The following is a 20,777-nucleotide window of genomic DNA, read 5'->3' as shown; positions in this document are numbered from 1 at the left end:
TGTACAACAAGGAGGGGAAAAACAAAGGATTAGCACCGGGCAACGTGATGTTACCCGGCGAACAACATTAAAAACGGCTATCAACCGCAGAGGCGAGTTTTTCAACCAGCAGTTCAGTATCTTCCCAGTTCAGGCATGGGTCGGTAATGGACTGACCGTAAACCAGCGGCTGGCCGCTAACGATTTTTTGCGTACCTTCACGCAGGAAACTCTCCGCCATAATCCCGGCAATCGCCGTCGAACCGTTGCGAATTTGCTGACACACGTCATCACAAACGTCCAACTGACGACGATGCTGCTTCTGGCAATTGCCGTGGCTAAAATCGACTACCAGATGCTCAGGCAGGGAAAATTCGTGCAGGGTATCGCAGGCGGCGGCAATATCTTCAGCATAATAATTCGGCTTTTTACCGCCGCGCATAATGATATGTCCGTAAGGATTACCGCTGGTTTGATAAATGGTCATCTGGCCGGTTTTATCCGGAGAGAGGAACATGTGGCTGGCGCGGGAGGCGCGGATCGCATCGACAGCGATACGCGTGTTGCCATCCGTGCCGTTTTTAAAGCCGACCGGACAGGAGAGCGCAGACGCCATTTCACGGTGGATTTGGCTTTCGGTGGTGCGCGCGCCAATGGCTCCCCAACTGATTAAATCGGCAATAAACTGACCGGTCACCATGTCGAGGAATTCTGTTGCCGTGGGTACGCCCAGTTCATTGACCTGCAACAGCAGCTTGCGCGCCAGTTCAATGCCGTGGTTCACGCGGTAGCTGCCGTTTAAATCCGGGTCGGAAATTAAGCCTTTCCAGCCCACGACGGTGCGCGGTTTTTCAAAATAGGTGCGCATCACGATTTCCAGGCGCGCCTGATGTTTTTCGCGCAGCCCCTGCAAGCGGGTCGCGTATTCCATGGCGGCATCAAGATCGTGAATCGAGCAGGGACCTACGATCACCAGCAAACGAGCGTCTTCACCATTTAATATTTTTTCTATCCGACGTCGGGATTCCGTGACATGACGGGCGACGGAGGAAGAAACAGGATGCCGTTGCGCAAGCTCTGCTGGAGTGACCAGATTGTCAATACGCGCAGTACGGAGTTCATCGGTTCTGTTCATTACTTGTCTCAGAAATTTGTTGCTTCAACGGCAGGACTACCGGGAAGTGATGTACATCACAATATCACACTCATCCTGCCTGGTGGCGAGCATAATAACAAAAAATCGAACCAATGCACTAGCATTCTAGTACATGCGGCGATTCAGCCCCATTATGTCGAGGATCTTGGTAGCAATCTCTTCTACCGAATAATTGGTACTGTTCAGCCATGGGATCTGATTTTTACGATACAGCGCTTCCACCTCAGCCACCTCCATACGGCACTGGCGCATGGAGGCGTAACGGCTGTTCTCCCGGCGCTCTTCGCGGATGGCCGCCAGGCGCTCAGGGTCGATGGTCAGGCCGAATAATTTATGCTGCAACGGCTTCAGTGACGCTGGCAGCACCAGATTATCCATATCATCGGCAATAAAGGGGTAGTTGGCCGCACGAATACCAAACTGCATCGCCAAATAAAGACTGGTTGGGGTTTTGCCGCAGCGAGAAACGCCGAGCAGGATCACCTGCGCCTGATCGAGGTTGCGCAACGAAATACCGTCGTCATGGGCCAGGGTGTAATCAATGGCGGCAATGCGCGCATCGTACTTGTTGAGGTTGCCGGGATTCAGACCGTGGGTACGATGGGCTATCGGCGTGGGATCGAGCTTCATTTCGTGCTGCAGTGGGGCAACCAATGCCTGCACGATATCCTGACAAAATCCTTCGCTTTGTAGAATGATTGAGCGAATTTCCGGCAAGACGATGGAGTAAAACACCAGAGGGCGCACCCCAGTTTGTTGGTAGATCGCGTCAATCTGGTCTTTGACCGCCCGCGCACGACTCTCATTTTCCACAAACGGCAGCGTAATGCTGCTGATCGTGACCGGAAATTGCGACATTACCGCGTGGCCCAATACCTCGGCGGTGATGGCCGTACCATCAGAAATATAAAATACGTGACGATCAACAGCATTATCCATTTTGCTCATCCTGGGGCTGACATAATTCTCTGAAAGCATAAATTAAAATTCGCCAGAAGCGAATATTGCTGCATCTATTTTATAAAATGAAACGGTATTTTTATATTTAATGAAAAGTACATTTCATTTTTCGGAACAAATGTTTATACCGATAGTTTTTGTGGTGATCCCCTGTGGCTCGCGGGTTTGCGCAAATGCGTAAACAATCTGAAAAAATAAAAAATAAAGTTGCTTGAACGATTCACCGTTTTTTTCGCTGAGGTAAATATGCAAAGATAATTACGCAAAATTGAGTTTCCTAACCTCGTTCATATATAAGGATTGTTCGATGTCCAACAATGGCTCGTCACCGCTGGTGCTTTGGTATAACCAACTCGGCATGAATGATGTAGACAGAGTTGGGGGCAAAAATGCCTCCCTGGGTGAAATGATTACTAACCTTTCCGGTATGGGGGTTTCCGTACCGAATGGTTTTGCAACGACCGCCGATGCGTTTAACCAGTTTCTGGACCAGAGCGGTGTAAACCAGCGCATTTATGAGCTGCTGGATAAAACGGATATTGACGACGTCACCGAGCTTGCGAAAGCCGGTGCACAGATCCGCCAGTGGATTATCGACACTCCTTTCCAGCCGGAGCTGGAAAATGCCGTCCGCGATGCCTACGCGCAGCTTTCAGCGGACGATGCCCATGCTTCTTTTGCCGTGCGCTCTTCCGCTACCGCAGAAGATATGCCAGATGCGTCATTTGCCGGTCAGCAGGAAACCTTCCTCAACGTCCAGGGATTTGATGCCGTACTGGTTGCTATCAAACACGTATTTGCCTCGCTGTTTAACGACCGCGCGATCTCTTATCGTGTTCACCAGGGCTATGACCATCGTGGCGTGGCGCTCTCCGCTGGCGTCCAGCGGATGGTGCGCTCAGACCTCGCGTCTTCTGGCGTAATGTTCTCCATCGATACCGAATCTGGTTTCGATCAGGTGGTGTTTATCACTTCCGCATGGGGCCTGGGTGAAATGGTCGTGCAGGGTGCCGTTAACCCGGATGAATTCTACGTGCACAAACCGACTCTGGCGGCTGACCGTCCGGCGATCGTCCGTCGCACAATGGGTTCGAAAAAAATCCGCATGGTCTACGCGCCAACCCAGGAACACGGTAAGCAGGTAACGATTGAAGATGTACCGCAGGAACAGCGCGACATTTTCTCCCTGACCAACGCAGAAGTGCAGGAGCTGGCGAAGCAGGCGGTACAGATCGAGAAGCACTACGGTCGTCCGATGGACATCGAATGGGCGAAAGACGGTCACACCGGCAAGCTGTTCATTGTGCAGGCGCGCCCGGAAACCGTGCGTTCCCGCGGCCAGGTCATGGAGCGTTATACGCTGCATGCGCAGGGTAAAATTATTGCTGAAGGTCGTGCTATCGGCCATCGCATTGGCGCGGGCCCGGTCAAAGTCATTCATGACATCAGCGAAATGAACCGTATCGAGCCAGGCGACGTTCTGGTTACCGACATGACCGACCCGGACTGGGAACCGATCATGAAGAAAGCAGCGGCGATTGTGACCAACCGTGGCGGTCGTACCTGTCACGCGGCGATCATTGCCCGCGAACTGGGGATCCCGGCCGTGGTAGGCTGTGGCGATGCCACCGAGCGCATGAAAGACGGTGAGAAGGTAACCGTTTCCTGTGCCGAAGGGGATACTGGTTATGTTTACGCTGACATGCTCGACTTTAGCGTGAAAAGTTCCAGCGTGGAGACCATGCCGGATCTGCCGTTGAAGGTGATGATGAACGTCGGTAACCCGGATCGGGCTTTCGACTTCGCCTGCCTGCCAAACGAAGGCGTCGGCCTGGCGCGTCTGGAATTTATCATCAACCGTATGATTGGCGTGCACCCGCGTGCGTTGCTGGAGTTCGATGATCAGACGCCTGAGCTGCAAAACGAAATCCGCGGCATGATGAAAGGTTTCGATTCCCCACGTGAATTCTACGTCGGTCGTTTGACGGAAGGGATTGCAACGCTGGGGGCGGCGTTTTATCCAAAACGCGTCATCGTGCGTATGTCGGACTTTAAGTCCAATGAATATGCCAACCTCGTTGGTGGTGAGCGTTATGAGCCGCATGAAGAGAACCCGATGCTGGGCTTCCGCGGGGCGGGCCGCTACGTTGCAGATAGCTTCCGCGACTGCTTCGCGCTGGAATGTGATGCAGTGAAACGTGTCCGTAACGATATGGGCCTGACTAACGTTGAAGTGATGGTACCGTTTGTGCGTACCGTTGCTCAGGCGAAAGCGGTAGTAGAAGAGCTGGCGCGTCAGGGTCTGAAACGCGGTGAGAACGGACTGAAGATCATCATGATGTGTGAGATCCCGTCCAACGCCTTGCTGGCCGAGCAGTTCCTTGAGTACTTTGACGGCTTCTCCATCGGCTCAAACGACATGACGCAGTTAGCGCTGGGTCTGGACCGTGACTCTGGTGTGGTTTCTGAACTGTTTGATGAGCGTAACGACGCGGTGAAAGCGTTGCTGTCGATGGCGATTCGCGCAGCTAAGAAACAGGGTAAATACGTGGGTATTTGCGGTCAGGGACCATCCGACCACGAAGACTTCGCGGCCTGGCTGATGGAAGAGGGTATCGACAGCCTGTCGCTGAACCCGGACACCGTCGTGCAGACCTGGCTGAGCCTGGCTGAACTGAACAAGTAACATCATGCCTTATCCGGCCTATTCAATGTAGGCCGGATAAGATGCAAGAGCGTCGCCATCCGGCATTTTATCCTGCAACGATCTCCACACTCTCCACGTTTAAACGCTGAATAATATCCTGACGCAGCTGGTATTTTCGTATCTTACCGGACGCCGTGCGCGGTAACTTCTCGACAATCACGACATGCTCCGGATATTTATACTTTGCCACCCGTTTGCGGCTAAAAAAGGCCACCACTGATTCCAGCGAGAGTGAGTGATGCGGAGGTTTCAGCACCACGTAAGCGCACGACCGTTCACCTAAGCGTTCGTCCGGCATCGCGACAACGCAGGCATCATGAATGCGTGGGTGCTGCAATAAAATGTCCTCAACTTCGCGACTGCTGATGTTTTCCCCTCCGCGCACAATAATATCTTTTTTTCGTCCGGTGATTTTGATGTATCCCGCGTCGTCCATTCGGCATAAATCGCCACTGTAATACCAGCCGTCCTGATCCAGCGCGCGAGCGGTTAGTTCGGGTTCGTCGAGGTAGCCCATAAAAACATTGGGACCACGCGAGGCCTCTTCACCTTCTACTCCTGCGGGCAGGGTATTGCGCGCTTCATCGACGACTTTAATTTCGACGCCTGCGGCAGCATAGCCGTCGGTTGTCATCATGCGGGAGGATGAATCATCGAGATTGACCAGCGCATGCGGCGAGCTCTCCGTGGAACCATAAATACTTAACAATTTAATGCCTCGCTGTTGGCAGTCACGGGCAATCTTTTGCGGAATAGTGGTGCCTCCGCATAAGAAAAAACGCAGTGAGGTGAGATCGCCTGGCCGTTTTTCCATGCTACATAACATGTCGTAGACGAAGGGCGTAGCCCCGAGCACGCAGGTACAGCGTTGTTGCTCCAGCAGTTCAAGACAAGCTGTTGGGGTGAAAATATCCAACAATACGCTGCGCGCGCCGATTAAAAACGGCGCGGTAACGCCATGCAGAAAACCGGTAGCGTGTCCAAGTGGAGCGGGCATCAAAAACACATCCTGCCAGGTAAGGTTGAGGCGGGCGCAGTAGGCACGCTCGCTGGCAAGGATGTTGTTGTGGGTTAACATGACGCCTTTCGGCATTCCCTCGGTCCCGGAGGTAAACAGCACGGCAGCCAGTTCATCGGCGTGAACGTTAATCATCTGAGTTAACGGTGGCGCTAAAAGCAACTGGCTGAGCGCCAGCGAGGTTGTTGCTGGCGCCAGTTTATCTACGGCGACAATCTGTTGCAGATGCGGCAACTGGTTTTGTAAGGGGAGGATCAGATCGACCGGTCGGGTCTGCTTAAAAAGCGTTGGTGCGAAAAAAATCTTCGCCTGGCATTTGTTCAGTACCCATACCAACTCCGCTTCGCGCCAGGCAGGCAACAGTGGGACGGAAACCGCTCCGGTTTTCAGGCAGGCCAGATAGATAATGGTAAATTCGCACCAGCCCGGCAACTGAAAGGCAATGCGATCGCCGGGTTGAATACCGCAGGCTAAAAACCAGGTTGCCAGACTGCTGGCAGCACCGTCGAGTGCGGCGTAAGTGTACGAAGCGCCATGATTATCAACCACGGCGATTTTATCCGGCATGGCACTGGCCGTTTGGCACCAGTAGTCGCTAAGCGAAGCATCTCCCCATAAACCCTGTTTTCGCCAGGCTTCGCGGCGTTCGGCGTTAAACGTTAGTGTGATACTCATGAAGTTATTCCCTGGATGATTTCGGCATACATCTGACCGGATGGCCAGCGGGGCCAATCCGGCGGACAACATGCAAAACCCGCTAGCCGTAGCGGAAATCGACGCCAAATGTTCCGAGCGGATATTCCCATTGTGTGAGGATCGTGTCGCCGCACAGCACCCGGCAGGTGCCGCACTCCAGACAGCCTGCGGAGTCAAAATGAATATTGCCACTCTCATCCTGCTTATACAGTCCGGCGGGGCAGGCTTTCAGCAGCTTGCGAAATTCATTAAGGTCGGGGTGCTCAGCCAGGATGATGTGCGGATGACCTTCATCGACATTAAATTTATTGACGCCCAGTTTGACGTCGACGTTAACGTTATTGTCCTGATTCATAGCGCGGTTGCCCCCATGATGCCGTCTTTCAGTAGGTTCATCAGCCCAACTTTTCTGGCATGGGACATGATCATCTTGCGAACCGGCTGATTTGGGCGTCCGTCAACGGTAAACATATCGCTCATAATATCGGCCACCATGCGGGGATACTGGGTAAACAGGCGCGGGTTTTCCATCAGCGCCGGGATCTTGCGAAAATGCTGCAAATCACGCATCACGCAGCCCTGTTCGAGGGCGCGTTTGTAGTCCATCAGGCTAGTGGCTGAGTAATCCTGACGTTCTTTGGCTGCAATGGCTGTCTTGGCGGCGGCTTCTGCGGAGGCTATCGCCAAATCCATGCCACGCACCGTGTAACCCAGATTCAGACAGAAACCAGCGGCATCGCCGACGATCATCACACCGTCATCAACCAGCTTCGGAACCATTGCCAGTCCACCTTCCGGTACCATATGTGCGGAGTACTCCAGCAGTTCGCCGCCGGCAATCAACGGACGAATTGTCGGGTGTTGCTTAAAGTCTTCCAGCATTTGTGGAATGCTTTTCGTCGCATGGGCAATCTCTCCCAGTCCACACACCAGACCCAAAGAGATGGAGTTCTGGTTGGTATACAGAAATCCTCCGCCCATCAGTCCATCTGACGGCGAGCCTGCAAACAGCCAGGCTGCACCTTCGTTGCCTGACAGGTTGAATCGATCCGCAATGACCGCCGACGGTAAGCCGATCAGCTCTTTCACGCCAACGGCATAGTGCTGTGCAGAAGAGGGAGGCACCATCCCCAGTGACCGTCCCAGGATAGAATTGACGCCATCGGCAAGGATAACCATATTGGCTTCCAGGATGTCGTCCCCGGCTTGCACGCCGGTGACTTTATTACCTTCGCGGATTAGTGCGTCGACGCGCACGCCGGGAATGAACTGTACGCCAGCCTGTTCCGCTTTTTCCATAAGCCATGGGTCGAGCCTGTTGCGCAAAACTGTCCAGGAATCCTGCGCTGGCGCTTTGTCTTTCTCACTATGGAAGTCGAGGGTAACGGCGCTTTCTTCGGTCAGAAAGGAGATTTTTTCGCGGGTCACTTTACGTTCGAGCGGTGCTTCCTGCGCAAATCCAGGCATGATGCGCTCAAGGCTGTGCGCGTAGAGTCTCCCACCGGTCATATTTTTACTGCCTGCGCTGTTCCCGCGCTCGATGACCAGTACGTCCAGTCCTGCCTGGGCCATAACGTAGCCTGCAATTGTACCCGCTACGCCAGCACCGACCACAATGGCATCAAATTTTTCATCTGACATGCTTTATGCTCCTTTCCCGCCGCGAGGCAGCGGGAGATGTGCGTTAAAGAGGATTAGCGGCTGAGATGTTCGATAAGCGCTGGAACGACTTTGTAGATGTCGCCTACCAGGCCGTAATCGGCGTAATTGAAAATAGGCGCTTTTTTATCTTTGTTGATGGCGACAATGACTTTCGCGCCGTTACCGCCGACCATATGCTGGATTTGTCCTGAGATGCCTAGCGTGAGGTAAAGGTCCGATTTCAATAACACGCCAGAAACGCCAATATAGCGTTCGCGCTCCATCCAGTTTTCGCCTTCAGCAATGGGGCGTGAACAACCCACTTCAGCACCCAGTACGGATGCCAGTTGGTGCACCATTGCCAGGTCGTTTTGCGCAACCAGGCCGCGACCCACACCCACCACGCGTTTGGCTTTGCTGAGGTCCACGCTGCTCACGGATTTGGCGCGACGCTCCAGGCACATAATTTCATGGTGCGGTGCGATGTAATTTGCTGAGACAACAGGGCAGTTGTGCGAGGCGTTTTCCGCTACGGGTTCAAGCAGGCCAGGGGCAAGCGTGACGATCGCCAGCGTGCTTTTGATTTTTTCTTTGCCAAATGCCAGCCCACCGTACATACGGTGTTCAGCGAACAGTGTGCCTGCATCAAGCGTTACTGATGTGGCATCGTTCACCATCGCGGCGTTGAGCTGAATGCTTAAGCGCGCGCCAAGGGATTTGGCCCGTTTGGTGGCGGGCATCAATAGCAGTCCGGCGTGTTCCTGTATCAGAGCGGCGATGGTTTCGGCATAATTTTCAACACGCTGCAAACCGGAGATTGCTTCGAGCACGACGATTTTATCAGCGCCCAGGGGTTGCAACTGCTTGGCCTGGTCGCTGCCTTGCACAATAAGGTGTACCTGCTCACCCCACTGGCGAGCGCCGGCCATTAATTCTGCATAGCGTTCTACGTTATCGCTGAACACCCAGACGTTGGCTAATTTACTCATGATAATTTCTCTCCGTTGGGCTTAGTTCAGGGCTTTTTTCAGATGTTCAGCCAGTTCGGCAATGGCTTCTGCTGAGTCATTTTCCAGAATGATGTGCTGACGTTCGGTTTGCGGCGGCACGGTGAGACTCACCAGTTGTGCTAACAGTGACGCAGGTATCCAACCAATATCGCTGGCTTGCCACGGAGTGACCGGTTTTTTACCTGCGCCCAGAATCGCTTTCATCGAGGGGATACGCGGTGTGTTGATATCCGACGTCACGCAAAGTACGGCGGGGAGCGGCAGATCAATCACTTCGACTTCATCTTCCAACGTGCGCTCAACCACCAGGCGATCGCCGTTACGTTGGATGCGGCTGACGGCATTAATCACCGGGAGCTGTAATAGTTCACCAACCAGTAAGCCGACCTGCTGCGCGTAGATATCCCCCGATCCTTCACCGAACAACATCAGGTCGACATCCATTTTTTTGGCCGCGCAGGCCAGCGCCTGAGCGGTATCGCGGGGTAATGAGTGCTCCAACTGTGGATCCTGCACCATAAACAAACTGTCCGGCCCGCGGGACAGCACGTCCTTACGCACTTTAGAGTTTTGTAGTAGCGAACCACCCACCGTTAAGGCGACGATTTCATCACCCTCGGCGCTAAGTTGCGCAGCGGCCTCTATCGCATTTAAATCAAACTGACTGATTTTGGCATCGGCCCGGTCAAAGTTAAGCGAGCGCTGTGGGGTAACAACAACGTCCTGTTCTTCAGGCACCAACTTAAAGCAGGTTATTATTTTCATGGCATCTCCAGTGATTCTCGTGTGGATGATGACGTGGCGCGTCATTATCGACAGTAGGGAAAATTGACTGAAAATAGTGTGCGACAGAGGGGACTGTATTTTCGACGGGACAATCTGTTTTCATTGCCAACAATCTTGCAAAAAAAACGACCCAGGATTACCGGGTTTATCAGCAATAATCAGACGTTGCGTACTGCAGGAAAAAACGGGAAGACAAAGGCAGTGAAAATAAATGCGAAATGCATCATGTTTTTAATCGCTTTCATGCTTGATTTGTTTCTTATATGTAAATTATTAATACAGGGTTAATAACATTTATTCTTTCTGATTATTATAAAACACAAATAATCAGTGGTGACAATGCACTGGAGCAGCCGGTGTCATCTTGCAGATGGCGCAAATAATTTTGTTTCGCCTGGAAGGAATAACGTTGTATAACGTCATTATCGTTTTTATTTTTTCATATTAATAATTCATAAAATTGCTGCCTTTAGGTGGAGGTTGTCATGTATCAACGCTGCTTTGATAATGCCATGGAGACCCTTTTTGAACAGGGGAAAAACCCGAGGTTTTCGCGTTTCGTCATCAGTGATGACCCTAAGTGGGAGTCGGGGCATCATGTTCACGATAATGAAACGGAACTTATTTATGTCAAAAAAGGGGTCGCAAGATTTATTATCGATTCGTCGCTGTATGTCGCGCATGCCGGGGATATCGTGGTGATAGAGCAAGGGCGGCTTCATGCGGTTGCTTCAGATAGCAATGCGCCTGCTACCACATACACCTGTGCGCTCCACGATTTTCGTTTCAACGGTTGGCAGGATAATCAGCTATTACAACTGCACTCGTGTCCGGTCATAAGCGTGACTCAGGGTAAGGAGGTTATTAAGAGTATCTTTAATGAGTTGAGCGTCATGCTGCCCCAGAGCAAAAATAATTTGTCGTCTTCAGCTTACGATGCATTTGCTTATGCACTAACTGTTTTATATTACGAAAATTTTAAAAATGCATATCGTTCTGAACAAGGTTATATCAAAAAAGATGTTTTAATTAAAGATGTGCTGGTTTATTTGAATAATAACTTCCGCGAAAAAATAACTCTCGATCAGCTCTCCAAAAAATTCCGTGCCAGTGTCAGTTATATCTGTCACGAATTTACTAAAGAGTATCGTATTTCGCCGATAAATTATGTGATTCAGCGACGGATGACCGAGGCAAAATTTGCCCTGACAAATACGGAAGCCTCGTTAGCGGAAATCTCCTGGCGGGTAGGGTATGAAAATGTCGATCACTTTGCCAAACTCTTCCAGCGGCATGTGGGTTGTACACCCAGTGATTATCGTAAGCAGTTTAAAAATAATCTGGCTGAGCAGGAATGCCTGATGCCAGAGGTCTGATTATCCTGGCTTGTGCCGGAAAACGCATTTGCGCTATCCGGCACGTATTACCGCTTACTTGTTCTGATAGTCTTTCAGGATTTGGCGACCAGCGACGTAAATCATAATTTCGTCGGTACCGCCGCCAATACGTTCGCAACGGACATCGCGCCAGAATCGGGAAACGCGAGCTTCATCGGTGTAGCCCAACCCGCCCATGATTTGAATGGCGTCATCAATCACTTCCATTGCCGTACGGGCGCAATACAGTTTTGCCAACGCCGCGCTGGTCCGCAGTGACTGTTCCTGATCGGCCTGCCAGGCAACTTTCAGCACCATGTTGCGCATGTTTTCGATTTTAATCGCCATCAGCGCCAGTTTTTCCTGGATCATCTGGTTATGGCCAATCGGTTTACCAAATGCAATACGTTGGTTAGCGTAACGGGCGGCATCTTCGAAGGCGCACTCGGCAAAACCGGTACTGCGTGCAGCGTTGATCAACCGTTCCATTTCAAAGTTGTACATGACGTTAAGGAAACCCATGCCTTCTTCGCCGACCCTATCGCTTTCGTCTACTTCAACGTCATCAAGATAGACTTCGCAGGTGCTGAGCATGTGCCAACCAATCTTATGCAGTGGATTAACCTTAATGCCGGGTTTCTTCGAATCCACCCACCACAGCGTAAAGGCTTTTTTCGGATCTTTCGGCTCCGGATCGCGAGCCAGTACCAGCATATACGGGTACTCTTTCGCGCCGGTGATAAAGGTTTTTTGCCCGTTGAGATAGACCTTGCCATTTTTGCGAGTGTAGCTGGTGGTCGCGCTGTTGTTGTCTGAACCTGCTCCCGGCTCGGTTAATGCCAGCGCATAGGCCGGATCGCCCGTTTCCATGGTGCTTTCTGCCGTTTTACGTAACTGCTCGGCGGAGCCAAAACGGCGCATACTGTGGATACACTGACCGTTCGTTATTAAAAAAGCGGGTGCGCCGCATTTGGACACTTCCATCAGCGCCAGCATCTGCGTGACGTAATCTGCCGGGATACCGCCGAACTCTTCCGGAACGCCCAGCATCGAAATACCATTGTCGGCAAGGGCGCGCATAAACTCTTTCGGATAGGTAGCTGTCTGATCGCAGGTACGGAAATATTCTTCCGGGAAATTACTGGTAATCAGTTCCCGAATGCTGGCAAGCAGCAGTTCTTGTTCTTCAGTTAATGAAAAATCCATTAGGGTACTCCTTTTAATTGGCAGCATCGGGTAATACAAAACCCATCGAGGTGTCGATAAATAATCTTTCGTCCATCAGTTTCAGCTCGGGGGAAATAACCGGAGAAAAATCCATTTTGTCCAGAATGTCTTCCTGTAAAGAGACTCCTGGGGCAATCTCGATTAAATGAAGGCCATCTTCTTTTAACGTAAATACAGCGCGCTCGGTGATGTAGCGCACATCAAGCCCTCGCTCGAGGGCAATTTTCCCGCTGAAAGTAACTTCAGGTAATTCATTGACGAATTTTTTTACCCGTCCTTCCTGAACGATATTTAATTTGCCATCGGCAACTTCTGTTTTCAGACTTCCGGCAGTTAATGTGCCGCAAAATATTATTTTCTTCGAGGTGGCGCTGATATCGATAAAACCGCCAGTACCCATGATTTTGCCATTGAATTTATGTACGCCGACGTTGCCGTGGCGATCCACCTCAGCAAAGCTTAAATAGCATACATCCAGCCCGCCACCGTGATAGAAGTCAAACTGAGAGGTCATATCCAGAATTGCGCGAGTGTTGACGTTGGCGCCAAAAGCGATGCCCTGAGAGGTAATACCGCCTATCGGGCCGGTCTCAACCGTCAGAATGAAGTCGTCAGCGCAGCCTTCTTCGCGCGCGACGAGACCTATACCATCGGCGATACCCACGCCAACGTTGCCGACCGCGCCTTTACGCATTTCGAACAGGGCGCGGCGAGCCACCAGTTTACGCTGATTGAGCGCCAGGGGCGTTTGTTGGCTGTCATCGAGGACAAAATCGCCCGAGATAAAGCGGTTAACTGCCGCACCGCCGTACAGTTGAGTTTGATCGGGGTCGATGACCACAATATCTACCAGATAGCCCGGGATACGTACCGCTTTCGGGTGCAGGGTGGCTTTCTTCACCATTTTTTGCACCTGCATCATGACGATGCCGCCGTTGTTGTGTACGGCCTGGGCAATCACCAGCGCATCGAGATACATAACTTCATCTTCAAAGGTGGCGTAGCCTTCGCTGTCGCAGGTGGTGGCACGAATAAAGGCGATGTTTGGCGCAATGGCTTTGTAATAGAGGTACTCTTTGTTATCGATTTCCACCAGCTTGATCAGATCGTCGGTGGTCACTTCATTCAGTTTTCCGCCCTGTTGGCGGGGATCGACAAATGTTCCGATACCAATCTCACTCAGAATGCCAGGCTGGTGGGCTGCCGATGCACGCAGGGTCTGGGTTAATACGCCCTGAGGATAGTTGTAGGCGGCGATTTTATTCTGTTCAGCGAGGTCGGAGATTCGTGGTGATTGTCCCCAGTGGCCGCATAATGCCCATTTGACTAAACCTTCCTGTGCCAGCGGGCTAATTCCACGGTCTGCACGGTCACCCAGCCCCGTTGGGCTAATTAATGATAAGTTTCGCGGTGACTGTGCATTTTTATATTTTTCAGCCAGCGCGTTAATTAATGTCGTTGCTTCGAGGATACCTCCGCCTGCGCCTAAAACACAGAGCGTTGCTTCATCAGGAATGTAATTAATGGCTTCAGCTGCGGATAATACGGGTACCCGACCATCAATGCGTTTTGGTCTTAATAATTTCATGTAAACTCCAGATTATATGCGTGCGACAGCCTGTCGCTATATTCGACAATAATAATTTGAGTTATTTAATAATGTCCGGCCAGCTGCCCGATATTCATGAATGAGCGAATATCTGGGGCAGGGCATTACTGATATTAATATGAATAAATTTTATTATTACGCCTGATGCAATATGGTCAAAACGGTACGTAGATCGGTGACCGAAATTTGCCCAGGGGCAGAGGCTTTTTTTACCGCGCCAAAGGTTGCCGCTGAACCGAAAACCTCACCGGACAGGCGTGAAATCACCCCTGTTTTGGCCATTGACATGGTAATGATCGGCCGATCGGCATAGCGTTCTTGCATTTCCAGCGTGGCGCCAAGCAGGGTCAATACATCCGATGTGTTCTGCGGCATCAGGGCGATTTTAGGAATATCAGCGCCAAGTTCCTGCATTTTACGCAGACGTTGAATAATCTCTTGTGCGGCTGGCGTCTTATGGAAATCATGATTCGACATAATGACGGCGACATTTTTAGCGTGCGCATGTTCGACGGTGGCTTTAACCAACTCATCACCAGTGAAAAGCTCCAGGTCGATCATATCCACCAGACCGCTATCTACTGCCGCACGGTTTAGCTCGATATAGTTTTCAATAGATAGCGCCTGTTCACCACCTTCTTTAGCGCTACGAAAGGTAAACAGCAGCGGTTTGTCAGTCATTACATCGCGGATGGCGCGTGCAGCTTCCAGCACGCCATCTATGGAGGAGATATCGCTGAAATGGTCAACGCGCCATTCCAGAATATCGAAATCCGCTTCGCGATAGGCCAGCGCTTCACTTTTTACCGTTGCGATGTCTTTACCCATCAGCGAGACAATGATCTTCGGCGCACCCTCGCCAATCACGAGGTTTTTTACGGTTACGGTTTTCATCGATTACCCTATTAATATATTACAAATGCTTGTCCGTCAGGCTGCAAAACCCATAACCTGTTTCACATACTCCAGTGGGAAATCTTTCCCGGTCCAGAGTTTGAACTGTTCAGCCCCTTGCCATAACAACATGCCGTAACCATCAATCGTTTTGCAACCGGCAAGTTGTGCCTGCTGCAATAATTTGGTCATATGCGGGTTGTAGACGCATTCAGTTACCAGCAGGTCCGGTCGCAGCAGGGTAACGTCGGTTACGAGAGAGTCGTTCTCCAGCGGTTTCATGCCCACTTTCGTACCGTTGGTCAAAATATCTGCACTGGCCAGTGCGTCAGCAAAAGCCTGTCGATCGTCGAGATCGATAACGGTGACCACGCAGTCGGTATTCTCATTGACACGTTTGGCGAATTCTTGCGCTTTGGCAAAGAACTCATCCTGGCGGTTGAAGAGTTTTATTTCTTTGATGCCTTCAATCGCTGCCTGGGCGCCAATGGCCGTTGACGCGCCGCCTGCGCCCAACAGTACCATGGTTTTACCTCTGATATCGAAACCGCTTTCCTTGATTGCCCGAATATGACCGGTGCCATCGGTATTGTAGCCGCGCAGGTAACCATCGTCATTGACGATAGTATTGATCGCGCCGACCAGTTTGGCTGCAGGCGTTAATTCATCAACATATTCGCATGCCAGCTGTTTGTTGGGCATAGAGACTCCGGTACCGCGCATCTTTAAGGCTTTCAGCCCGGCAATTGCGTTAGCAAACGTTGAGTTATCAACTTCAAATGCCATGTAAGTAAAAGGCAATCCTGCTTTTTCTAATGCCTTGTTTTGCATTTCAGGCGACAGACTATGTCTGATAGGGTAGGCCATCAGACCAATCAGTTCATATTTTGCAGTTACGTCCATTTGATACTCCTTCTGAATAATTTATTGAAAATAACGTTCGCCCAACCGCACATCATTTTGGGGAATATCAAATACGCGGTAGTAACGAATAAAAACGATGATGGCGGTGACGAAGGCCAGCAAAGCGAATGCGAGGTCCAGCAAAATGATGTACTGCAGGCCAATGTTAGAAAGGTATCCGGTGATTAATGGGATAATAAAGTTGGCGACGCCACCCATCATCATATAAATACTGGTGACTTTGGCTTTGCTCCTGGGAAAAAACTCTGACATCACCGAAACGCCGAGCTGTAAAATCCCCCCTGCTGCAGAGAACCCAATCAGAAATGAACCGGCGTTACACACCAATGGAGATGGATATAAATAGATAATGGCAGCGGTGACGGTTGCCAGTCCGGCGTTAAAGACATTCGCCCAAATAGGTCGAACCATTTTCTTAAGCAGCGCTGCAAAAATAAACACGCAGACCAGCGATCCCATGCTGTAGTAAGAGATGGTTTTTAGCGCGTCGGCTTCTGCCATACCGGCAAATGCCATCGCGTATTTCGGCATCCAGACAACGATGACGTAAAAGGTCGAAAATGCGGCTACCCCGAACATGACGGATGCCACGCCTTCCAGCCAGACCAACGGTTTACTGTTCATCTGGGGGAGTTCTTTTGCAATGCCCGCATCCACCATCTGGCTGGGGAAGCGACTTCTTAGCAACATTAAGGTGATGATGACAAACAATACGCCCGGGATAATGACCGCATAGCCGTACCAGATATGATTGAGCAGCATGGTGCTGACGACGATGGGGTAGACCATCTGCCCAAACGAGACCATCGCTTTAACCAGGATAACAGCGGATCCAGATGCCTTAGGGAAACACTCCATCAATGCCGGATAGCCGCCTGTATCCAGCGCCGAGTTTGCCACACCGACGCAAACAGCCAGAATAAAGGCAATCATCAGATTCGGGCTGGCGGGAATACCGAAGAAAAACAGCATGTACAGAATCGCACCTAACAGAATGATTGCCCGCCGACCAAATTTGTCTGAGAGCACCCCAAAGAATAAAATACTCACTAATCGACCAAGACCAATGCCGGAAATTAAATAGGCAATCCCGGCATTGTCGGTGGAGAATTTTTCTGCAAGTGAGCTCATATTTTGCGCCAATGTAATGACGCTAATGCCGTGTAAAAAATAACTTAAATAAATACAGCTTATCGCCAAAAGAAATGGCGTAGTAAAGGTCTTGTTTTGAGACATTTTCACAACTCCTTGCGGATTTTAAAATTGTTCTGTGCTCGTCGGTTTAGTTTAAATTGCGGCGACCTTGTGAATAATATACCGGGTGGTAACTATTGGACCTACATAGCATGGCGTTTAACTTACCAGGGATGTTGCATGTCAAATTGTGAATTTAATACTCTGCGCCCACTTTTTGCTGAAATTTTAAAAATGCAGTCAATTATTTTGCAGGTATGAGGAACAATATTGCATCCGCGTTATTCTGCGACTTGAGTCATTTTTAATTGATGCTTTGACGCGATGTTGCTGCGATAACCAATAAACAGCGCCAACAGAAAACCTACAGCGGCTATGGCGGTATCAAACCACATGATGTGAGCGATGCTAATCTCGGAAAGTTTCGCTGTAATCAACGGGATGGTAAAAGTGGCTATGCTGCCTGCGCTGTAGTAAATCCCGGTGGCTTTGCCCTTTGCCTGCGGAAAGCGTGCCGCCATCAGCGTTAAACCGATTTGTACCACGCCTCCGGCTGAAGAAAAACCGATGACAAACGCGAAGCCGATGACCACGTAGGTTGTTGGATGCAGACACACCATGAGCAGGGCGCAAAATGAAATGAACGTGTACAGCATCAATAACGATGTCGCGCGTGCTGCTTTGCGTACCAGTGGGGCAGTAATTAAAACGCACAACAGGGAACCGCACGTGTAAATGCTTAAGAGTTTGATCGATAACGTATAGGACATCCCGGCGACAAACTGTCCGTATTGTGCCAGCCACTGGCTCACCAGATAAAATGTCGCCATGGCGATATAGCCGTATAAGGTATAACTGGCAAGGTCGAGCAAGGAGCATTGATGTTCAGGCTGTGCGGTTTCTTGTTTTGCAGGTTGTGTTCTGATGACGATATCAGGCCCGGGATGCGGCGGGAACCGGCAGCGAAACAAAAACACACCGTTGAATAACATAATGGCTGCAGCCAGCAGGAAGGACCAGCCAAACCAAAGTTCGGCCCACACCAGTAGACTGATAATCATAGGCAGTAAAAACTGGCCGCCGGAGACGAACGCTTTAATTAAAATATTGGCCGTGCTGGGTGTGCGGGGAAACGCCTCCATCAGGCTGGGGTAAGTACCGGCATCGAGAAAACTGTTTGCCATTCCTGCCAAAAACCCAAATGCATAGGCAATGTAAATACTGTGAGTATTGACGATACCGACAAAGAAAATCAGGTAGCAGGTCATGCCGAAAATAATAAACGGTCTGCGGCCATAGCGATCTGAGAGCATGCCTGCCACCAGTAAGACGCTTAAACGGCCAATGCCGAGTGAGGAAATAACAATTGAAACACCTGCGGCATTGGTCTGCCACTGTTGTTCCAGTGCAGACATATTGAGGCTCATCAGAATCACCCCCATGCCGTGTACCAGGTAATTAAAGTACAGCCCTATCGCAGTGGAGAAATAGGTATTTTTCATAATATGTTACTCAGCGAAGAGGCTAAATGAGAGTGGTGTTGCTGTCTCTTAACACAAACGCTCAAGGTCGTGGGCATACAGCTCTGCAGCAGCAGATTGGTAGATTTTCCAGTCAAGAAAATTATCGTGCTGATAAACCGTCTGAAAAGAGATGAAATCGGGGAAAAAACGCATGGTGTTATTACCGATACGATTATTTATTTTGTCGATAATTGCGTTAATTCTTAACTTTCTCATGGCCTTCATTTCTGCACAAATTCGCGTGATATCTTCCGGGATTTCCCTTTCGCCACTTTCCCATTGATGCCAGGCGGCAACATTATGATCCCGCGAGATATACATAGCGCTTTCTTCTACCGTCATAGCAAAAATATGGCGGAAAGCCTGGAGTTCTAATGCGTTCATTATTTGATAACCTCATCAAAGACGGTGGAATAGTAATAACATTGCTGTGGATATTTCGGCTTGAAGAGAGTCACAGTATCTTGTGCAATATTATTTGTTCATCAACGGGGAAGTGGACGTGTGGAGCGGTTAGGTGGGTGGCGAGGCGTGCTAAGGACAAAAAAAAGCCCATCGTGGGAGATGGGCAAAGACTACACACAGCAATTCGTTGTTTCACTCAGGGGATTTCCATGCTTATAAATCAATGTGTTGATCTAAAGCCATGGGCTAATAGTAGGCATACTGGTTTTTTACGTCGATCAGATTCATCTCAATAGTTTAAAAACTGTAAAGAATTTGCGACACAAATGAGTATTTAAAGAGGGGCGAGGTTCAGTCCAATATAGTAAGGGAAAGGAACTGATTAGCATTGTTAAACAATCAGGCGGCCGTGCCGCCTGAAGTGGGATTACTTATTGCGTTCCATTTCAGCAATTTCTTCGAGGATTTCATCCGGATTGCTGCCTGGTGCAGGGGCTTCGTTTACCCAGGCTGAGAACAGACGCCAGGAGACGGCCAGTACTACCGGGCCGATGAACAGACCAATCATACCGAAAGCAATCAGTCCGCCGATGACCCCAGAGAGAATCAGGATCAGCGGCAAATCGGCGCCCATGCGAATCAGCATCGGGCGAATAACGTTATCCAGTGTACCGACCACGCCGCTCCACACCAGCAGCACGGTGCCCCAGGTTGAATCCCCCGTCCAGTACAGCCAGATAATGGCCGGCACCAGCACCGGTAACGGCCCCAGTTGGATCAGGCATGACAGGATCATCAATACCGCCAGCAGCGTGGCATACGGCACGCCGGTTACCGCCAGACCAATGCCGCCAAGAACAGCCTGCACCAGGGCGGTGACCACAACACCTAATGCGACGGCGCGAATGGCCTGCGCTGCCAGCAGAATGGCAGCATCGCCGCGTTTGGATGCCAGGCGACAAGCAAAATGGCGAATACCTAACGCCACCTGTTCACCGTGCCAGTACAGCAGGGCGCTGAACAGCAGCATCAGACCACAGTGCATCATAAAGCGACCAATATGCGCAGCCTGTCCGACAAACCAGGTTGTCGTCGTGCCAATATAAGGACGAACCTTGGCCATGATGGCCGAGCCGCCCATATCCAGCAGGCTGTGCCATGCGGCATACATTTTGGCACCGACCAACGGAATACTGTTCAACCACGCCAGATCCGGCAACGTCATATCGCCAGCGGTTACGGCATGGATCAACGGCCCGCTGCCATCAACAATGCTATTCACCAGCAGCGCGATAGGAATGATAAACAACAGCACCAGCAGCAGGGTCATTACCAGCAAGGCCAGTGAGCGGCGTCCCCAAAGTAATTTTTGTAAGCGTAGCAGGATCGGCCAGGTTGCAATGACCACCGTACCTGCCCATGCAAAACCGAGGATAAAGGGTTGAACAATCCAGAGACAGGCCACAATCATGATGGCTAAAAACAGCACCGATAGCAGCACTTGTGCAATATCCCTGGGCTGACGGAAATTTACCATAAATACTTTTCACCTTTGTCTTTGCGCCAGAACGTTGACGCGACGTGAACACTTAAATGACACCCTGTAATGATGAGCAATTTCAGCGGTTTTGAACAGGCGGATTCTGCCTGTAAATCTGCTGAGCGTATTAGA

Annotated in this window: 17 protein-coding genes and 1 other RNA gene; 2 read left to right on the top strand and 16 right to left on the bottom strand. The window is 50.6% G+C overall.

The genetic code is table 11. The annotated features are described in order from the left end of the window. Positions 1 to 67 precede the first annotated feature (67 nt). Positions 68 to 1,114 (bottom strand): 3-deoxy-7-phosphoheptulonate synthase AroH, encoded by a 1,047-nt coding sequence (aroH, locus tag OGV80_RS11180; protein ID WP_047411681.1) that lies wholly within the window; start codon positions 1,112 to 1,114, stop codon positions 68 to 70. Between the two features lie 126 nt (positions 1,115 to 1,240). After that, the gene (gene ppsR, locus OGV80_RS11175; protein ID WP_043016583.1) at positions 1,241 to 2,074 is read right to left on the bottom strand and encodes a posphoenolpyruvate synthetase regulatory kinase/phosphorylase PpsR; all 834 of its coding nucleotides are present in this window, start codon (positions 2,072 to 2,074) and stop codon (positions 1,241 to 1,243) included. Positions 2,075 to 2,402: 328 nt separating this feature from the next. Here ppsR and ppsA point away from each other — a divergent pair, with 328 nt between their 5' ends. Further along, positions 2,403 to 4,781 carry a phosphoenolpyruvate synthase gene (ppsA, locus tag OGV80_RS11170; protein ID WP_043016582.1) on the top strand — a complete coding sequence of 793 codons (2,379 nt, stop codon included), beginning with the start codon at positions 2,403 to 2,405 and terminating at the stop codon, positions 4,779 to 4,781. A gap of 67 nt (positions 4,782 to 4,848) precedes the next feature. Here the strand turns inward: ppsA and fadK are convergent, their stop codons facing one another. From fadK to OGV80_RS11145, 5 genes are all read right to left on the bottom strand, one after another. Beyond that, entirely contained in the window at positions 4,849 to 6,495 is a 1,647-nt protein-coding gene (gene fadK, locus OGV80_RS11165) for a medium-chain fatty-acid--CoA ligase (RefSeq protein WP_286514910.1), read from the bottom strand. Between the two features lie 82 nt (positions 6,496 to 6,577). Beyond that, positions 6,578 to 6,871, bottom strand: a complete 294-nt coding sequence (locus tag OGV80_RS11160; RefSeq protein ID WP_043016580.1) for a ferredoxin family protein — start codon at positions 6,869 to 6,871, stop codon at positions 6,578 to 6,580. Beyond that, positions 6,868 to 8,157 (bottom strand): FAD-dependent oxidoreductase, encoded by a 1,290-nt coding sequence (locus tag OGV80_RS11155; protein ID WP_286514908.1) that lies wholly within the window; start codon positions 8,155 to 8,157, stop codon positions 6,868 to 6,870. The genes OGV80_RS11160 and OGV80_RS11155 overlap by 4 nt, the downstream gene beginning before the upstream one ends. 53 nt (positions 8,158 to 8,210) lie before the next feature. Beyond that, positions 8,211 to 9,146: an electron transfer flavoprotein subunit alpha gene (locus tag OGV80_RS11150; protein ID WP_080625095.1), complete on the bottom strand. Its 936-nt coding sequence runs from the start codon at positions 9,144 to 9,146 to the stop codon at positions 8,211 to 8,213. A gap of 21 nt (positions 9,147 to 9,167) precedes the next feature. Further along, on the bottom strand, positions 9,168 to 9,932 hold the full coding sequence (locus OGV80_RS11145; protein WP_286514906.1) for an electron transfer flavoprotein: 765 nt from the start codon (positions 9,930 to 9,932) through the stop codon (positions 9,168 to 9,170). A gap of 506 nt (positions 9,933 to 10,438) precedes the next feature. On the opposite strand from OGV80_RS11145, the gene OGV80_RS11140 reads away from it, so the two are divergent. Beyond that, a complete protein-coding gene (locus OGV80_RS11140) occupies positions 10,439 to 11,329 on the top strand; it encodes an AraC family transcriptional regulator (protein ID WP_047411666.1) in 891 nt (296 codons plus the stop codon). Between the two features lie 54 nt (positions 11,330 to 11,383). Here the strand turns inward: OGV80_RS11140 and OGV80_RS11135 are convergent, their stop codons facing one another. The 9 genes from OGV80_RS11135 to ydiK all read right to left on the bottom strand — a co-directional run bounded on the left by OGV80_RS11135 (position 11,384) and on the right by ydiK (position 20,642). Continuing rightward, positions 11,384 to 12,535 carry an acyl-CoA dehydrogenase gene (locus tag OGV80_RS11135; RefSeq protein WP_047411663.1) on the bottom strand — a complete coding sequence of 384 codons (1,152 nt, stop codon included), beginning with the start codon at positions 12,533 to 12,535 and terminating at the stop codon, positions 11,384 to 11,386. Positions 12,536 to 12,548: 13 nt separating this feature from the next. Then, complete coding sequence (locus OGV80_RS11130) at positions 12,549 to 14,144, bottom strand: acyl CoA:acetate/3-ketoacid CoA transferase (RefSeq protein WP_220772133.1); 1,596 nt, start codon at positions 14,142 to 14,144, stop codon at positions 12,549 to 12,551. A 156-nt stretch (positions 14,145 to 14,300) separates the two neighbouring features. Further along, positions 14,301 to 15,059, bottom strand: coding sequence for a type I 3-dehydroquinate dehydratase (gene aroD / locus OGV80_RS11125; RefSeq protein ID WP_220772131.1), 759 nt, complete (start codon positions 15,057 to 15,059; stop codon positions 14,301 to 14,303). A gap of 36 nt (positions 15,060 to 15,095) precedes the next feature. Beyond that, positions 15,096 to 15,962, bottom strand: coding sequence for a quinate/shikimate dehydrogenase (ydiB, locus tag OGV80_RS11120; protein WP_043016572.1), 867 nt, complete (start codon positions 15,960 to 15,962; stop codon positions 15,096 to 15,098). 21 nt (positions 15,963 to 15,983) lie between these two features. Next, entirely contained in the window at positions 15,984 to 17,219 is a 1,236-nt protein-coding gene (locus OGV80_RS11115; RefSeq protein WP_043016571.1) for an MFS transporter, read from the bottom strand. Positions 17,220 to 17,458: 239 nt separating this feature from the next. Further along, the gene (locus OGV80_RS11110; RefSeq protein ID WP_286514902.1) at positions 17,459 to 18,679 is read right to left on the bottom strand and encodes an MFS transporter; all 1,221 of its coding nucleotides are present in this window, start codon (positions 18,677 to 18,679) and stop codon (positions 17,459 to 17,461) included. Between the two features lie 48 nt (positions 18,680 to 18,727). Then, positions 18,728 to 19,084 (bottom strand): YdiL family protein, encoded by a 357-nt coding sequence (locus tag OGV80_RS11105; protein WP_043016569.1) that lies wholly within the window; start codon positions 19,082 to 19,084, stop codon positions 18,728 to 18,730. Between the two features lie 156 nt (positions 19,085 to 19,240). Then, positions 19,241 to 19,348: antisense sRNA RprA (gene rprA, locus OGV80_RS11100), an RNA gene on the bottom strand. 184 nt (positions 19,349 to 19,532) lie between these two features. Continuing rightward, the gene (gene ydiK / locus OGV80_RS11095) at positions 19,533 to 20,642 is read right to left on the bottom strand and encodes an AI-2E family transporter YdiK (RefSeq protein ID WP_286514898.1); all 1,110 of its coding nucleotides are present in this window, start codon (positions 20,640 to 20,642) and stop codon (positions 19,533 to 19,535) included. Positions 20,643 to 20,777 lie beyond the last annotated feature (135 nt).

Source organism: Citrobacter sp. Ce119 (genome assembly GCF_030334525.1).
GTDB classification, from domain to species: domain Bacteria; phylum Pseudomonadota; class Gammaproteobacteria; order Enterobacterales; family Enterobacteriaceae; genus Citrobacter; species Citrobacter europaeus.
This window is presented reverse-complemented; position numbering and strand designations above follow the sequence as displayed.

Bases quoted from the DNA above. Each gene is read 5' to 3' on its own strand.
- aroH (WP_047411681.1), bottom strand. From the start codon at position 1,114: ATGAACAGAACCGATGAACTCCGTACTGCGCGTATTGACAATCTGGTC.
- ppsR (WP_043016583.1), bottom strand. From the start codon at position 2,074: ATGGATAATGCTGTTGATCGTCACGTATTTTATATTTCTGATGGTACG.
- ppsA (WP_043016582.1), top strand. From the start codon at position 2,403: ATGTCCAACAATGGCTCGTCACCGCTGGTGCTTTGGTATAACCAACTC.
- fadK (WP_286514910.1), bottom strand. From the start codon at position 6,495: ATGAGTATCACACTAACGTTTAACGCCGAACGCCGCGAAGCCTGGCGA.
- OGV80_RS11160 (WP_043016580.1), bottom strand. From the start codon at position 6,871: ATGAATCAGGACAATAACGTTAACGTCGACGTCAAACTGGGCGTCAAT.
- OGV80_RS11155 (WP_286514908.1), bottom strand. From the start codon at position 8,157: ATGTCAGATGAAAAATTTGATGCCATTGTGGTCGGTGCTGGCGTAGCG.
- OGV80_RS11150 (WP_080625095.1), bottom strand. From the start codon at position 9,146: ATGAGTAAATTAGCCAACGTCTGGGTGTTCAGCGATAACGTAGAACGC.
- OGV80_RS11145 (WP_286514906.1), bottom strand. From the start codon at position 9,932: ATGAAAATAATAACCTGCTTTAAGTTGGTGCCTGAAGAACAGGACGTT.
- OGV80_RS11140 (WP_047411666.1), top strand. From the start codon at position 10,439: ATGTATCAACGCTGCTTTGATAATGCCATGGAGACCCTTTTTGAACAG.
- OGV80_RS11135 (WP_047411663.1), bottom strand. From the start codon at position 12,535: ATGGATTTTTCATTAACTGAAGAACAAGAACTGCTGCTTGCCAGCATT.
- OGV80_RS11130 (WP_220772133.1), bottom strand. From the start codon at position 14,144: ATGAAATTATTAAGACCAAAACGCATTGATGGTCGGGTACCCGTATTA.
- aroD (WP_220772131.1), bottom strand. From the start codon at position 15,059: ATGAAAACCGTAACCGTAAAAAACCTCGTGATTGGCGAGGGTGCGCCG.
- ydiB (WP_043016572.1), bottom strand. From the start codon at position 15,962: ATGGACGTAACTGCAAAATATGAACTGATTGGTCTGATGGCCTACCCT.
- OGV80_RS11115 (WP_043016571.1), bottom strand. From the start codon at position 17,219: ATGTCTCAAAACAAGACCTTTACTACGCCATTTCTTTTGGCGATAAGC.
- OGV80_RS11110 (WP_286514902.1), bottom strand. From the start codon at position 18,679: ATGAAAAATACCTATTTCTCCACTGCGATAGGGCTGTACTTTAATTAC.
- OGV80_RS11105 (WP_043016569.1), bottom strand. From the start codon at position 19,084: ATGAACGCATTAGAACTCCAGGCTTTCCGCCATATTTTTGCTATGACG.
- ydiK (WP_286514898.1), bottom strand. From the start codon at position 20,642: ATGGTAAATTTCCGTCAGCCCAGGGATATTGCACAAGTGCTGCTATCG.